Annotated in this window: 14 protein-coding genes; 8 read left to right on the top strand and 6 right to left on the bottom strand. The window is 66.4% G+C overall.

Annotation, left to right across the window (positions count from 1 at the left end; all coding sequences use genetic code 11):
- The first annotated feature begins 28 nt into the window (after window positions 1-28).
- The 6 genes from QW861_RS20645 to QW861_RS20620 all read left to right on the top strand — a co-directional run bounded on the left by QW861_RS20645 (window position 29) and on the right by QW861_RS20620 (window position 8,786).
- Window positions 29-1,678: an FGGY-family carbohydrate kinase gene (locus QW861_RS20645; RefSeq protein WP_315751376.1), complete on the top strand. Its 1,650-nt coding sequence runs from the start codon at window positions 29-31 to the stop codon at window positions 1,676-1,678.
- Window positions 1,678-2,625, top strand: a complete 948-nt coding sequence (locus tag QW861_RS20640; protein ID WP_315751378.1) for a carbohydrate kinase — start codon at window positions 1,678-1,680, stop codon at window positions 2,623-2,625. The genes QW861_RS20645 and QW861_RS20640 overlap by 1 nt, the downstream gene beginning before the upstream one ends.
- A 144-nt stretch (window positions 2,626-2,769) precedes the next feature.
- The gene (glgC, locus tag QW861_RS20635; RefSeq protein WP_315751380.1) at window positions 2,770-4,035 is read left to right on the top strand and encodes a glucose-1-phosphate adenylyltransferase; all 1,266 of its coding nucleotides are present in this window, start codon (window positions 2,770-2,772) and stop codon (window positions 4,033-4,035) included.
- Window positions 4,032-5,498, top strand: coding sequence for a glycogen synthase GlgA (gene glgA, locus QW861_RS20630; protein ID WP_315751382.1), 1,467 nt, complete (start codon window positions 4,032-4,034; stop codon window positions 5,496-5,498). The genes glgC and glgA overlap by 4 nt, the downstream gene beginning before the upstream one ends.
- Window positions 5,499-5,610: 112 nt before the next feature.
- Complete coding sequence (locus tag QW861_RS20625; RefSeq protein WP_315751384.1) at window positions 5,611-6,447, top strand: hypothetical protein; 837 nt, start codon at window positions 5,611-5,613, stop codon at window positions 6,445-6,447.
- Between the two features lie 869 nt (window positions 6,448-7,316).
- Window positions 7,317-8,786 carry a D-aminoacylase gene (locus QW861_RS20620; RefSeq protein WP_315751386.1) on the top strand — a complete coding sequence of 490 codons (1,470 nt, stop codon included), beginning with the start codon at window positions 7,317-7,319 and terminating at the stop codon, window positions 8,784-8,786.
- A gap of 5 nt (window positions 8,787-8,791) precedes the next feature.
- Here the strand turns inward: QW861_RS20620 and QW861_RS20615 are convergent, their stop codons facing one another.
- From QW861_RS20615 to QW861_RS20600, 4 genes are all read right to left on the bottom strand, one after another.
- Window positions 8,792-9,814: a caspase family protein gene (locus QW861_RS20615; protein ID WP_316172616.1), complete on the bottom strand. Its 1,023-nt coding sequence runs from the start codon at window positions 9,812-9,814 to the stop codon at window positions 8,792-8,794.
- Window positions 9,703-10,131, bottom strand: a complete 429-nt coding sequence (locus QW861_RS20610; protein ID WP_316172617.1) for a hypothetical protein — start codon at window positions 10,129-10,131, stop codon at window positions 9,703-9,705. The genes QW861_RS20615 and QW861_RS20610 overlap by 112 nt, the downstream gene beginning before the upstream one ends.
- A gap of 94 nt (window positions 10,132-10,225) precedes the next feature.
- A complete protein-coding gene (locus tag QW861_RS20605) occupies window positions 10,226-10,612 on the bottom strand; it encodes a hypothetical protein (protein ID WP_316193442.1) in 387 nt (128 codons plus the stop codon).
- Between the two features lie 103 nt (window positions 10,613-10,715).
- Window positions 10,716-11,177, bottom strand: coding sequence for a DUF1843 domain-containing protein (locus QW861_RS20600; protein ID WP_315716327.1), 462 nt, complete (start codon window positions 11,175-11,177; stop codon window positions 10,716-10,718).
- A 79-nt stretch (window positions 11,178-11,256) separates the two neighbouring features.
- Between QW861_RS20600 and QW861_RS20595 the strand changes: the two genes are divergently transcribed.
- Together QW861_RS20595 and QW861_RS20590 are read left to right on the top strand one after the other, a co-directional pair.
- Window positions 11,257-12,747 (top strand): radical SAM/SPASM domain-containing protein, encoded by a 1,491-nt coding sequence (locus tag QW861_RS20595; RefSeq protein WP_316172619.1) that lies wholly within the window; start codon window positions 11,257-11,259, stop codon window positions 12,745-12,747.
- Between the two features lie 85 nt (window positions 12,748-12,832).
- A complete protein-coding gene (locus QW861_RS20590) occupies window positions 12,833-13,291 on the top strand; it encodes a hypothetical protein (protein ID WP_315751394.1) in 459 nt (152 codons plus the stop codon).
- A 359-nt stretch (window positions 13,292-13,650) separates the two neighbouring features.
- On the opposite strand, the gene QW861_RS20585 is transcribed toward QW861_RS20590, so the two are convergent.
- Together QW861_RS20585 and QW861_RS20580 are read right to left on the bottom strand one after the other, a co-directional pair.
- A complete protein-coding gene (locus tag QW861_RS20585) occupies window positions 13,651-14,400 on the bottom strand; it encodes a CoA-transferase (protein WP_315751396.1) in 750 nt (249 codons plus the stop codon).
- A complete protein-coding gene (locus QW861_RS20580) occupies window positions 14,397-15,215 on the bottom strand; it encodes a CoA transferase subunit A (RefSeq protein ID WP_315751398.1) in 819 nt (272 codons plus the stop codon). The genes QW861_RS20585 and QW861_RS20580 overlap by 4 nt, the downstream gene beginning before the upstream one ends.
- Window positions 15,216-15,219 lie beyond the last annotated feature (4 nt).

Below are 15,219 nucleotides of genomic sequence, written 5' to 3'. Positions count from 1 at the left end.
CTCGCGTCAAAATTGACGGGAGCGAAACATGCGGCAGGCGTTCATCGGTGTCGATGTCGGCACAACCAGCACGCGCGCCGGGATTTTTGACGGCAACGGCCGGCTGCTTGCCGCGGCGCGGCATCCGATCCAGACTTGGCACGAGGCCGGCGATGTCGTCGAGCAGTCGTCCGACGACATCTGGCGTGCGTGCTGCGCGTCGGTCAAAGCCGCGCTAGCGGAAGCCGCGATCGCGCCGGAGCTGATCAAGGGGATCGGCTTCGATGCCACCTGCTCGCTGGTGGTGCTGGACCGCCAGGGCGCGCCGGTCACCGTCAGCGGCTCCGGCGACGCCAGCCGCAATGTCATCGTGTGGATGGATCATCGCGCTCTGGCCGAGGCCCGCGACATCAATGCGACCCAAGACGAGGTGCTGCGCTATGTCGGCGGCTCGATCTCGCCGGAGATGGAGATGCCGAAGCTGCTGTGGCTGAAGCGGCATCTGCGCAAGAGTTTCGATGCGGCCGGCCATTTCTTCGATCTCGCCGACTTCCTCACCTGGCGTGCGTCAGGCTCTCTGGCACGCTCGATGTGCACGGTCACCTGTAAATGGAATTATCTGGCGCACGAGACGTGCTGGAGCGCGGCCTTTTTTCGCCGTATCGGGCTGGAGGATTTCGTCCGCGAGGATTACGCGCGGATCGGCACCGAGATCGTCGCGCCCGGTACGCCGCTCGGCCGTGGGCTGTCGCAGGACGCGGCCGAACAACTCGGGCTCGTCGCGGGTACGCCGGTCGGAGCCGCGCTGATCGATGCCCATGCCGGCGGCATCGGCGCCATCGGTGGCCGCGCGGCTGACGGCGGGGAGGTCGATGTCTGCGACCGGCTCGCCTACATCATGGGGACTTCGGCCTGCATCATGGCGACGACGCGGGTGCCGTCCTTCGTGTCCGGCGTGTGGGGACCGTATTATCAGGGCATGGTGCCTGGGTTCTGGCTCAACGAGGGTGGCCAGTCTGCCGCGGGGGCGGCGATCGATCATCTGCTGCGCTCGCACCCGGCCGCGGCCGAGGCGACCGCTGCGGCGCGCGCGGAAGGGCTCGACCTGATCACCCTGCTCGAAAAACGGATCATGGCGCGGGTGCCGAATGCCGGCAGCGCGGCGCTGCTGGCGCGAGATCTTCACATTCTCCCGGAATTTCTCGGCAACCGCTCGCCCTATGCCGATCCGGACTCGCGCGCCGTCATTGCCGGCCTTGATCTCGATGCCGATGTCTCCGCGATGGAGCGGCTGTTCATGGCCGGGTTGTGCGGGCTCGCCTATGGCCTTGCCGACGTCATCGATGCCTTCGCCGCCAACGGCGTTACCAGCCGGACGCTGGTCATGGCGGGTGGCGCCTCACGCAGCCCGCTGGTACGCCAGATCATGGCCGATACGACGGGATTGACGGTGGCGCTGCCGGGCACCCAGGAGCCGGTGCTGCTCGGTGCGGCCATGCTCGGCGCGGTCGCCAGCGGCGCTTTCCGCTCGATCGGCGATACGATGGCCTCGATGTCCTCGCTCGGGCGTCTCAGCGACCCGACCGATCCGAACATCGCGGCCTTCCATCGCCGCAAGCGGCGCATCCACGGCTTGCTGCGAGCGCTTGATCGCGAGAGCCGTTCCGTGATGCATGGTGCCGATGAGGAGGCACGCTGATGATCCTGAGCTGCGGCGACGCGTTGATCGATTTCGTCCCGGCCAGATTGGCCGACGGGCGCGATGCCTTGCGGCCAGTGGTCGGCGGCTCCTGCCTGAACGTCGCCGTCGGCGTGGCGCGGCTCGGCGCGCCCACGGGCTTCGTCGGTGGCATCTCGACCGACCTGTTCGGCACCATGATCGCGGCGCATGCCCAAGGCTCGCACGTCGACCTCGGCTACGCCGCGCGCAGCCCGGACCAGACCACGCTCGCTTTCGTGCGCCATGTCGGCAGCGAGGCGCAGTATGCCTTCTACGACGCCGAGACCGCCGCGCGGAAGTGGACGTTCCGGCCGGGCAGTATTGCCTTTGCAGACATCGACGCCATCCATGTCGGATCGACCACGTTGATCCACGATCTCGGTGCCGCGGAGACTCGTGCGCTGATCGCCGCCACGCAGGGCGCGGTGACGATCTCCTTCGACCCGAACTGCCGTCCGAATCTGGTGACTGATAAGGCTGGCTACCGCGCTGAGATGGATGGGTTCGCCGCGAGCGCCGACCTGATCAAGATGTCGGATGTCGATTTCGACTATCTGCATGGCCACGATGACTACACTGCGCGGGCGGACGCGCTGCTGGCGCGCGGCGCCAGCCTGATCGTCGTCACGCGGGGTCCCAAGGGGGCGCTCGGCTGGCATGCGCAGGCCGGCGCGGTCGAGGTCGCGGTCCCCGCGATCGAGGTGGTCGATACGATCGGCGCCGGCGACTCCTTCCAGGCGGGGCTGTTGTTCGCGCTGCGCAAGCTCGGCCGCATTGACCGGGAGGCCCTGAGAGGATTGAGCCAGACCGAAATGCGCAAGGCGCTCGCCTTTGCCGCAGCCTGTGCGGCCGTCACCTGCACCCGCGAGGGCGCCGACCCGCCGCGCTGGGACGACGTGGCTGCAACCTGGGATCGCCTGGGCTGAAGCTCCCCATTGCACTCGTCATTGGGAACTGGTTGGCTGTTCCCCCGTCATATGTGAGTACCGGACGAGGAAGCGCGATCGCGAGACTCCTCTGCCCGGGCCGCGGAAATCTTGATGCGACAAAGAGTTGCAGGGAGGAGAACCATGGCACCCGCCGCACGGACCGAGCCGCTGTCCCGTCACGCGCTGGCCTTCGTGTTGGCTGGCGGACGCGGCAGCCGGCTGCTGGAGCTGACCGACCGGCGCGCCAAGCCCGCCGTCTATTTCGGCGGCAAGTCGCGCATCATCGATTTCGCGCTGTCGAACGCCGTCAATTCCGGCATCCGGCGCATCGCCGTGGCGACACAGTACAAGGCGCACAGCCTGATCCGCCATCTGCAGATGGGCTGGAACTTCTTCCGCCCCGAGCGCAACGAGAGCTTCGACATCCTGCCGGCGAGCCAGCGCGTCTCCGAGACGATGTGGTACGTCGGCACGGCCGACGCCGTGTACCAGAACATCGACATTCTCGAGACCTACAACACGAAATACATCGTCGTGCTGGCCGGCGACCACATCTACAAGATGGACTACGAGCTGATGCTGCAGCAGCATGTCGACCAGCGCGCCGACGTCACCGTCGGCTGCCTGGAGATGCCGCGCGAGGAATCCTCAGGCTTCGGCGTCATGCACATCAATGAGGACGACACGATCCGCGACTTCATCGAGAAGCCGGCCGATCCGCCGCCGATGCCGGGCAAGCCCGACAAGTCGCTCGCGAGCATGGGCATCTACGTGTTCGACGCCAAATTCCTGTTCGAGGAGCTGAAGCGCGACGCAGCGGAACCGAATTCCAACCACGATTTCGGCCGCGACATCATTCCCTACATCGTCAGGAACGGCCGCGCCGTGGCGCACCAGTTCTCGCGCTCCTGTGTCCGCGCCGCCCACGATCAGGGCAGCTACTGGCGCGACGTTGGAACGGTGGACGCCTATTGGGCGGCCAATCTGGATCTGACGGACGTCGTGCCCGAGCTCGATCTCTACGATCGCTCCTGGCCGCTCTGGACCTATTCTGAGATCACGCCGCCGGCCAAGTTCGTCCATGACACGGACGGACGCCGCGGCGAGGCGACCTGCTCGCTGGTCTCAGGCGGCTGCATCGTCTCCGGCGCCCAGGTGCAGCGCTCGCTGCTGTTCACCGGTGCTCATCTGCATTCCTATGCCAAGCTGCAGAACGCGGTGCTGTTGCCCTACGTCAACGTCGCGCGCCATGCGCGCCTGACCAACGTGGTGGTCGACCGTGGCGTGCAGATTCCGGAGGGGCTGGTGGTCGGCGAAGATCCGGAGTTCGACGCCAAGCGGTTCAGGACCACGGAGAACGGCGTGACCTTGATTACCCAGCCGATGATCGACGGGCTCAATTCATGACGCCACTGCGCGTTCTGTCGGTTGCCTCCGAGGTCTATCCCATCGTCAAGACGGGCGGCCTCGCCGATGTCGTCGGCGCCCTGCCGTGGGCGCTGATGGCGGAGGATGTCGAGGTCCGCACGCTGATCCCGGGTTATCCCGCAGTCATGAAGGCGCTGGAGCAGGCCAGCGAGATCAGCTCGCTGCCGAACTTCTTCGGCGGCAACGCCCGGCTGCTCGGCGGCAGCCATGGCGCGCTCGACCTGTTCGTGCTCGACGCGCCGCATCTCTACGACCGCGAGGGCAACCCCTATCTGGGGCCCGACGGCAAGGATTGGCCGGACAATGCGTTCCGCTTCGCGGCACTGGCCCGCGCGGCGTCCTATATCGGGCTCGGCGCGGTGCCGGCCTTCGTGCCCGATGTCGTCCACGGGCACGACTGGCAGGCTGGGCTGGTGCCGGCCTATCTGCTGTACAGCCACCGGCCGCATCCCGGCACGGTCATGACCGTGCACAATCTGGCGTTCCAGGGCCGCTTTCCGCGCCACTTCCTGCCGCCGCTCGGCCTGCCGCCGGAATCCTTCTCGATCTACGGCCTCGAATATTACGGCGACATCAGCTTCCTCAAGGCGGGGCTGCAATTCGCCGACAAGATCACCACGGTGTCGCCCACCTATGCGCGGGAGATCCAGAGCGACGAGCAGGGCATGGGCCTCGGCGGCCTGTTGCGGCAGCGATCCTCGGACCTCGTCGGCATCCTCAACGGCATCGATACGACGGTGTGGGATCCCGGCAGCGATCCGGCCATCGTCTCGCATTTCGGCATCGAGAAGCTCGAGGCACGCGCGCCGAACAAGGCCGCGCTGCAGGCGCGGATGGGCCTGCAGGCCTCGCCCGAGACCTTCCTGCTCGGCGTCGTCAGCCGGCTGACCTCGCAGAAGGGGCTCGACCTCCTGCTGTCCTGCCTGCCGACCCTGACCGGCAGCGGCATCCAGCTGGCGCTGCTCGGCGACGGCGAGTCCGAATTGCGCGACGCGTTCCGCGCCGCGGCCGCGCGCCATCCCGGCCAGATCGGCGTCATGATCGGTTATGACGAGAGCCTCGCGCATCTCATCCAGGCCGGCTGCGATGCGCTGGTCGTGCCGTCGCGGTTCGAGCCCTGCGGCCTGACCCAGCTCTGCGCGCTGCGCTACGGCGCGCTGCCGATCGTCACGGCGGTGGGCGGCCTCGCCGACACCGTGATCGACGAGACCGAGGCCGGCGTCGCCGCGACGGGATTCAAATGCGCCGCCGTCACCGCCGAGGCGCTGGACCAGACCCTGCGCCGCGCCGCCGCCGCCTTCTACGCCGCCCGCAGCAACGCCTCGAACTGGACCCGCATGCAGCTCAATGCGATGCTGACCGACGTCTCCTGGCGCCACCGCGCCGGCCGCTATGCCGAGCTGTATCGCCAGATCGTGGCACAGCGGCGGCCGGCGGGGTGAGGGGAGGTCTCGCGGCGCGCCAGGCGCGAGCGGCGTGCCGCCTGATCGGTATGGGGTCGATGAAGCGCACCGAATTGCGCCGGTGGACCCGTTGATAAGATCGGAGGGCGGCTTGCTTCGGCTCGAGTCCGTCGTGGAGATAGCGAGCGGTAGCATCGTCGACGCGGACCTGAGCGAGGGCCAGTCTGCCTGCTATATCGTGAACGATGATGATGTCTGCTCGCTCGTGGTGCGCGGCGATGCCTGGGCATCGTGGAACGCACGCGAACGCGCCTACGTGCGCAAGGTACGATGGTCGACCGACGATCGCGTCCTGGTCTGGCATTGGACGTCGAAAGATCGCGCCGATTTCCGCCTGCGATCATTCGGCAGGAATGAGGCCGACGATGTCCCGGTCGACAGCCCCCGCGATCTGATCGTCGGAGAGCGCGTGATCTACGTCTCCTACGGCGAGGATCAATATTTCGCTGCTGTTCGAAATGAGATCGCATGGCAACTCGTCGCAGCCATCGATCGGCGGGGAGACGTTCTATTCGGGCTCGGTGAGGCGCTGGAAGTTGGCGGCTGCGACGGTGCAATCGACGTTGACAGGGGATGCGTATCCGACGGCGACGAGGGATTGTTCATGCTCTATCCGAGCGATGATCTCTGGAGCATCTCGCCGCACCGGGCGTCCGTGCGTCGGATCGGCTTGCCGGAGCGCCTTCGCACCTGCGCGGCGCTCGCGGCAAAGGGCGCGTCGGTCTACGTCGCTGCCTTCGAACGCCACGGGATCGTTTTCAGGCGGCTCGATCGGCGCTCTGGGGAGGTGGACGAGGTCGGCGTCGTCACGACGGAGGCGCTGGGACTGCCCGACGGATCGGCTGGCGTTGGCGGACGCATCCGGGGCTGTCGCGACGGAACGATGGTGTTGATGTCGGATCGGCGTGTCTGGGCGGTGAGCTTCTGACGGATGTGCTGCCCTGAATTGATCTCCGTCCCGGGCATCCCGCGTCGTCCTCAGGATGCCGGCCGACGTGGATGGCCGGGACAAGCCCGGCCATGACGATGGGAGATGGACGGGCTCCCCCTGGCTTTGATGGCCGCTACGCATGGAAATAAGCCCAGCGAGCTGGAATTGTGCTTGCTCTTTTTCCGAAATCATGCTCTATTCCGCGCATCCCGTCCTCATGCAGAGGGGCGTACGCGTCGTCACGATACGTTGAGGCGGGGAGCGGTGGCCGCGGGCCTGTCAGGTGCTCAAGCGCTGGACGATTGGCAAGCCTGCGGACGGTCAAGCCGTGTGGTCCTGGCGCCCCGACGCTGGCGCTAAGCCTTGATGACATGACGTGTCGCGAGGTGACGGGGGCAAACAAGCCCGGTCCCCGGGGAGAGCGCGGAGCAGCCGTTAAACCCATCGCGCAGGGAGGGCCGGGTCTGTCCGGCTGAACCTGTGGTACCTGCCGCCTGCATTTTTTTTCCGCAGGCGGGCCACGAGCCTCAGTCGAGGTCCGGCCTTCCCTGCGCCCTCGGCATTGCCGGAGGTGTATCGCAAGATCAACCCCGGGTGCCGGCGCGCCGCGGGAGGCGTCGATGCGCCTGTGGCGATGATGGACCGCGCGACCTTCGGGGCCCGCAGCGGGCGCGATGGCCATCGCTGCGAGCAGTTGGCCCCGCAACGGAGATCGGCAATGACGCCAAGTCGGTGATGACGCCAAGGCAGCGCTCGGCCTGCCAGGCAGCCCAGCCCCGCGGATGCCTCATGCGGATCGGCCTGGACCTGGGTGCGGGGCTCACTGATAGTCGCGTCAGCATCGATCAAAGTCCCCGCGAGACCTCATGACCGACCCCATGCCTTCACCGACCTCCTTCGACCTCATCATTCGCGGCGGCACCGTGATCGACGGCACGCGGGCACCGCGGTTCGCGGCGGATGTCGGCGTCAAGGACGGCCGCATCGTCGCGATCGGCGAGGTCGTGGGAGAGGCGCAGCGCGAGATCGACGCCACCGGCCGCATCGTTGCCCCGGGCTTCATCGACGCGCACACCCATGACGACAGCGCCGTGCTGGTCGATCCCGGCATGACCTGCAAGGTGTCGCAGGGCGTGACGTCGGTCGTCACCGGCAATTGCGGCGTCAGCATCGCGCCGCTGAAGCCGGGCTCGCCGCGGCCGATGCCGCTCGGCCTGCTGTCCCCGGGCGACGGCCGGGTCGTCGAATATGCCTCGTTCGCGGAGTACGTCGCGGCGCTGCGCGCGGCGCCGGCCGCGGTGAACGTCGCGCCGATGGCCGGCCACACCTCGCTGCGCGCCTCGGTCGTCAGCGATCTCGGCCGCGCCGCGACCGATGCCGAGATCGCCGAGATGCGCAGCCATGTGCAGGAGGCGCTCGATGCCGGCGCCATCGGCGTCTCGACCGGCACGTTCTATCCGCCGGCGGAAGCCGCGCCGACCGAGGAGATCATCGAGGTCTGCCGTCCGCTCACCGGCAGCGGCGGCGTCTATGCGACGCATATGCGCAACGAGGCGGATGACGTGATCAAGTCGCTGGAGGAGAGCTTTGCGATCGGCAAGTCGCTGGACGTCCAGGTCGTGATCTCGCACCACAAGGTGGTGGGGCCGGCGAATTTCGGCCGCACCCGGGAGACGCTGCCGCTGCTCAGCAAGGCAATGAGCTGCCAATGCGTCGCGCTCGACTGCTATCCCTACAACGCGTCCTCGACGATGCTGCACACCGATCCGGCCAAGCTGCAGGTCAAGGTCGTGGTGGCCGCGTCGACGCCGCATCCGGAGATGGCCGGGCGCGATCTCGCCGACATCGCAACTGCCTGGGGCGTCGACCGGCTCGAAGCCGCGAAGCGGCTGCAGCCGGCCTCGGCGATCTACTTCTCGATGGACGAGGCCGACGTGCGGACCATTCTCGCCTTCGCGCCGACCATGATCGGCTCCGACGGCCTGCCGTTCGGCGAGCGGCCGCATCCGCGCCTCTGGGGCACGTTCCCGCGCGTGCTCGGCTACTACTGCCGCGAGCTCGAGCTGTTCCCGCTGGAGACCGCGGTGTGGAAGATGAGCGGCCTGACCGCGCAGAATTTCGGCATCGAGGGCCGCGGCACGCTGGCGGTCGGCAACCATGCCGACATCACGATCTTCGATGCCGCCAGCGTCCGGGACAGCGCGACCTATGATGCCCCCTGCGTGCCGGCCGCCGGCATCGAGGCCGTCATCGTCAATGGCGCGCTGACCTGGTGGCAGGGCACGCACCAGAAGGCGCGTGCGGGGCAGGTGATCACGCGCGGATCACGGCGGTGATCTAGCTAGATCGTGAACGGGCGCTGGCTGTCGTACTCACGATCTTCCTTGCCGGTCCTGTAATGGTTCGGCGATTGCGTCGGCAGCATCTTGCGCTGAATCTGAAGGTGGAAATCGTTGTAGTTGCCCTTGAATTGACCGTTCGCCCAGACCAGCAGCAGCGCCGCGGTGAAGACGCTGTTGATGGCGCCATCGAATGACACCTGATTGTCCTGGCAGCCCGAGATCAGACGGATGCTGGCCTTGGCGACATCGCTCGACTCCGCACCCGGCGCGCCCTTCGCGGCCCGGCCGATGGCTTCATAAAATGCGCGGTTCTGCTCATACGTACGAAGGGCGATATCCTGCGGCAAGAACTTGGGCGCATAGCTGATCGCTTTCGTCGCGGCCCTGCCGGCCACGGCGATATCCAAATTCCCGGCGAAGCCGGCGGCCTGCGCCATCTCGTAGTAGCTCACCTTGGCCACAGTGCCGCTATGGCAGGAATCGGAGAGAATCAGAACACGAACGCCATCGGCGATCGCGCCGTACACGCGATAGAGTTCATCATCGATCATCTGTCCGTCATAGAGGCACCAGGTCTCATCCAGTGCGTCGATCTCGTCACCATCGAGGTCCTGAACCTGGCTGCCGTGGCCCGAATAGGTCAGCAGCAGAATGTCTCCGCTGTTCAAGTCGCGGGCGGCCATCGTCAGCATGTCGGTCACGGCGCCGCGCGTGGCCTGCTCGCTGAGCAGAATGCCGGTCCGATAGCCCGCCGTCTTCGCAATCGCCTCCATCGCGCGCGCATCATTCTCACAGGCGTTCAGCTTGCCGTCCCACCCAGCATAGTGCTTCGGGTCCAGCCGATTGAGACCGATATGCAGCGAAATGCCCTTGGCCATTTCCGTCCCCCTGATGTCTCGGCTTGCAAACATCAAGCCGGCGGTTCGAGCCGATTGCCGCTTTCCGTGACCACCCAGGCGCAGACCGCGCAGATCGCATCGCCGTAGTCGCCGTGCCAACGGCAGTTCGCGCGGATCGAACACCGCGGCAGCGCCGCGGTCCGCTCATTCGGCAAGAGCTCCAGCCCGTGCTCGTTCAGGATCTTGGCGACGCCACAGCGCTTGCCGTCCCACTTCGCGCAGCCGCGCGCGAGGCACGGCGACGAGAAGCGGAAGCGCTGTTCCGGCGGACGTCCCTGCCGGGCGATCGCGACGAAGGCGGCGTCGACCTCGAAGCGCTCGGGAATGAAATCGATCCGGCCCTCGGCATTGACGATGCCGAGCAGCGTGTTGCCGTCGGCGCAGCGCGAACTCGGGCACATCGGCACCGACTTCGGCTTCACGGATGCTGCATCGGACATCGCCTGAACGCCTCTCGATTAGCTCTCGCCTCGCCCGGCTTGCTTGGTCTGGACATCGCCGTGATCCGAACGTGTGCCGGGCATTCGACCGCACTCAGGGATTATCCAGCTTCGGTCGATAGACAGCTCCGTAAATGTGGGAGCCAGGTCCCGCTCCGAACGCCTTGATCTGCGACAGCGGCGTCGCAACCATGTCGCCGCGCGTATCGAGCTTTGCGATTTCGGCCGTCACCGCCTTCTGAATGGCTTGCTCGATCTCAGACTTCAACTGGTCGGAGAGCGGACCGCCATCGATCTGAGCGACGAAGCGCTCCATCTCCGGCGCGGGCGCCGCCTTGGCGCCTCCACGCTTCGCAATCTCAGCGTCCAAAGCGGCCAGCGCAGCGACAAGATCACCCTGGACGCCGACGATCTGGCGCGCATGGTCGCGCAACGACACCAGATCGTCGATGGATGCGGGCCCTTTGACGGCCGCCGCCAACGCGTTGCCAATGGCAACGCCATAGACCATGATTGCTCCACCGGCGAAGGATGCGATTCCGCCAGCTGTACTCTTCTCGGTCATGATGTCCTCCTCCAGACCTTCAAGGCGCTGACTGAAGATCGATCGTGGCGATCAGACCCGCAGTGGCGCCGCCGTGTGTTCCCCCGAACGACTGGATTTGAGACAACGCCGTGATCTTCAGGTCGCCGCCGCTATCGTGAGCGGCAATGGCAGCCTTCACCGCATTATTGACGGCCTGCTCGATGCTCTGTCTCGCCTGTGGCTCGATCGGAAGGCCGGTGATCTGCACGGTGAAGCGTTCGGATGGCACCACCTCGGCAGGCGCCGCGCCCTTGGCGGCCGCCTGTCCGCCGCGCTTGACGATTTCCTCGTCGAGCGCGTTCACCGCAGAAACCAGATCGCCTTGAGCGTCGACGATCGCCTTCGCGTGCGAGCGCAATGTGACCAACTCGTCCAGAGTGATACCGCCACTTGCGAGCGCATTGCCGATCGCAAGGCCGTACAGAGGCACCACTCCGCCTGGAACGCCTTCCTTCGCCAAATTCGCCTCCCTCGTCCTCTATACAATCTAAGGTTAGTATTTTACGATACCAATCGTCAACGATGTCGCGGCAAATTTCATGTTCTCTCGTGTACCCCACGCCGATACCGAGATGCCGGTCCGATCAATCCCTTCCGGCGGCTTGCCTACCGCTCAACCGCGCTATGTGGTCTGGGAGATCACGCTCCTCTGCAACCTGAAGTGCAGCCATTGCGGGTCCCGGGCCGGCGCACCTCGCAATGACGAGCTGACCACCGCGGAATGCATCGCTCTGATTGGCGAACTTGCGCGCGCTGGCACCAAGGAGATCGTTCTGATCGGCGGCGAAGCTTACCTCCGCCCCGATTGGCTAGTCCTCGTCGAGGAGATCACTCGTAACGGCATTGTCTGCGGCCTGCAGACCGGCGCCCGGGCACTCACGGAAGCGAAGATCGAAGCGGCCGCGCGCGCCGGACTCAAGACCGTCGGCGTTTCCATCGACGGCCCGGCCGCTACACATGATCGTCTCCGCGGTATCAAGGGCAGCCACGGCCAAGCGGTGGCCGCGCTCCGGAACGCCCGAAAGCATGGGCTGATGGCGACCGCCAACTCGCAGGTCAATCGTCTTACCCTGGGCGGCCTGCGCGACATTTTCGATACGATCATCGACGCCGGGGCCTCCGCCTGGCAGATTCAGCTCACCGTGCCCATGGGCAATGCGGCCGATGCTCCATCCTTGCTGCTGCAGCCCTTCGATCTCGCTGCGCTGATGCCGGAGCTGTTTGCACTGTTCGAAGAGGGCCTCGATCGCGGCCTGCAGCTTATGCCCGGTAACAACATCGGGTATTTTGGCCCATACGAAGCGGCTTGGCGCAGTACCTCCGGACGATTCGAATACTACGGCGGCTGCCAGGCCGGACGGGCTGGCCTGGGAATCGAGGCTGACGGCGCCATCAAGGGCTGCCCGTCGCTCCCTACGGCCGCCTATGTCGGCGGCAATATCCGCGATCGATCATTTACCGACATCTGGAACGACAGCGCCGAACTGCGTTTCATGCGCGATCTCGACGAGAGCCGCGGGCGCCGCTGGGGGTTCTGCGCCAAGTGCTACTATGGTCCGATGTGCCGCGCCGGGTGCAGTTGGACCACGCACGTGCTGTCGGGACGGCCTGGCAACAATCCGTTCTGCCACTACCGGGTATTGCGGCTGGCCGAACGCGGCTGGCGCGAGGTGATCGTGCAGCGGACGAGGCCATCGGGACGACAGCCGTTCGACCATGGCTGCTTCGACATCATGATCGAGGACGCCCACGGCGGCCGATACGGCCAGGAAGTGTACGCGAGCGACGAGTTCCAGGATCTCGCGCCTGACGCGGCGGCGAGGCTGGACCAGCTGCTGCTCTGCGAGTCCTGCAAGCACTTCTTCTATCAGGGAGAGCCGGAATGCCCGCATTGCCGCGCAGGCGCGGACGCAACGAACAGTGCCGATGATCACGTGCGGGTCGTGCAACGCGTCATGCAGCACCACAACGAGATCGAACAAATACTGCGCCGTATCGAGGCCGGACCGAAGGGCGCCTCCGCAGGTTGAGCGGAGTCGTTCTTCGGTGCCTACGGCCGCGGGAAGGCGCGGCGAAAGTCGTCTGGTCCAATCCAACCCAACCGAGGAGAGTCCCATGAATGCAAATGAAGACGTCAGAGCCGCGTTGGCGAACATTCCCGTGTCCTGGCTGCACATGCCGGCTCTGGCGTTCGCGGAAGCAGGAGCAGCGGGCGCGAAGGAATTCGGGCCGAAGATCGCGCCCGCCGTGCTGGCGCTCGGCGCTGCAGCCGCAGGAGCGATCATCGGCGGTGGCCTGCAACTCACGCATCAATACCTTCACGACAGCAAAGCCGGACCTGTATCGTATCAGGGCATCGACAAGGTGATCTGCACGGCGACCTTCGCCGAGATCGAAGCAGCCGCAACGCGCATCTACCAGGAGTCCGCCCAGGCCAAGGACGGCAATGCGCTGCAGCAGATCATCGATACTGCGGCAGGCGCGAAGTTCGTTCCCGCGCTGGCGCCCGTTGCCGGAGCGGCGGCGGCCTTCCTTGCCGGTGTCTATGCCGGTGCTGCGGCGGCACGTCACTGATCAACAGTGAAACTGATCAACGCTGAAGGCGGCGCGCGGCTTGCCCGTGCGCCGGTTTCACAGGTGCGGCTTCGCATGATGCCGACCGAGTCGACGGGCGGCTTTGGCCCCCCGGGGCATCGTGGACGGCGCGTGCGCCAGACCCGCCGCTACCAGCGGCGGCAGACCGTTCCGGTCGCAGCATGGCTCAGCGGAATGGCGATGGGCCGTTCCGAGTTTTGTTACTTCGTTCGTCCATTTAAGCCTTTGGCGGATTTGCCGAGTTCAAAATGCCCGCCCCGCGGCGCGCGATGGCCTATGCATCCAATTCCAATTTTGGCGTCGGCACCAGCATGGACAGGCGTAGCCTGGATCGCTGGCTAAGCCGCTGCAGCCATCGCGCGCGCGAATTCCGGATAGCATTCGGCGAGCTCGTCGAGGATCCGGCCGCGGATCAGCTCGACGGTCGCCCGGTCCGGCGCGGGCGTCGGCGGCACGATCTCCGGCACCGCATAATCGAATCCGGTGCGATCGCGCACGTCGTCGGCGTAGTAGCCCGGATGCACCGAGCGCAGCCGGAAGCCGCCGCGCTCGCGGTCGAAATCGAACAGCGCCAGATTGGTCAGCAGCGCATGCGGGCCGCCGCGCCGCTTCACCTCCGGCGTGGTCGCGGCGGCGCTGACGAAATCCACCTTCGGCACCAGCACGCGCGGCGAATGCTCCTCGCGAAACAGGATCACCCGCGGGATGAGATGATAGAGATAGGCCGAGCCGAACGAGCCCGGCCAGCGCACATCCATCCGCGGATAGTCGCCGGTGCCGACCAGGTTGATGTTGCCGCTGCCGTCGATCTGACCGCCGCCGAGAAAGAACGCGTCGACGCGGCCCTGCGCGGCGCAGTCGAACAGCTCGACGCCGCCATTGGTGAAGAAATTGTGCCGGCTCGAGCCGAGGATCGAGATGCGGACCGGTGGCTTGCCCGCTTGCGCGTTCCGTGCGCGCAGCAGCATCGCGCCGGCCGCCGGGATCGGCGACGAGGCGCCGACGGCGACATGGCGGATGCCATCGAGCAGGTCGGCGATGGTGGTGATCAGCAGCTCCTTGCGCGCGCGCTCGTCGTGCATGGTCATGCCACCTCCTTGCAGCGGGTCAGGAAGGCGGAGAGATAGCTGCGAAAGCCCTCGTCGGTGCGCGCCATCGCGGCGTAGCGCGCCAGCTCGGCGCCGTCGGTCTCGTATTCGTCCCACAGCGGCAGCGGCCAGGCCCCGTTCGCGGCCACCGCGATGGCATCGACATACAGCGCCGGCAGCACGCCGGCCGCCGAGTCTTCGGTCGCCATCAAATCGCTATCGACGATGCGCTCGACGGTGACCAGCGTGCGCTTCGCCGCATAGGCCATCGTCGCCAGCTCGCGGTAGCGACCGATGCGGACATTGCCGAAGCGGTCGGCCTCGGGCGCATGAAACAGCGCCACGTCGGGCGTGATCGCCGGCACCACGACCACCTTGCCGGGCTCGCCGACCGGACTGTCGATCACCTTCCAATCGGGGCGGACCTGCAGCAGATCGCTGCCGATGATGCCGGCGATCGGCATGAACGGCACGCCCTTCTGCCCGGCCAGCAGGCCGGCATGGATCGCAGGGCAGGTGGCATCGCGCAGGCGGATGCTGCCGTCGCGCACGGCCGAGACGAAGCGCGGTGCGCCGCCGGCCTCGCCGAGCGAGACGGCGCTGGTTTCCACCACCGCGGCCACGCCGGCGCCGATCAGCAGATCGGCCTGGAGGCCTGATATCGGCACGCAGACGAGATGCAGTCCGGTGAGGCCGGCCTCGATCATGGCCGCCGTCGCCGCCATCGAGACGCCGGCACGGTCGACCGGGATCGCGATCGATTGCCCCGGTGCGATGGATGCGACGAGCGCCCCCAGACCGACCATCTCCGTCATCGGC

It is taken from the genome of Bradyrhizobium sp. SZCCHNRI1029 (assembly GCF_032487555.1).
Lineage (GTDB): Bacteria > Pseudomonadota > Alphaproteobacteria > Rhizobiales > Xanthobacteraceae > Bradyrhizobium.
The sequence above is the reverse complement of the archived record's forward strand: the minus strand, read 5'-3'. Positions and strand labels throughout refer to the sequence as shown.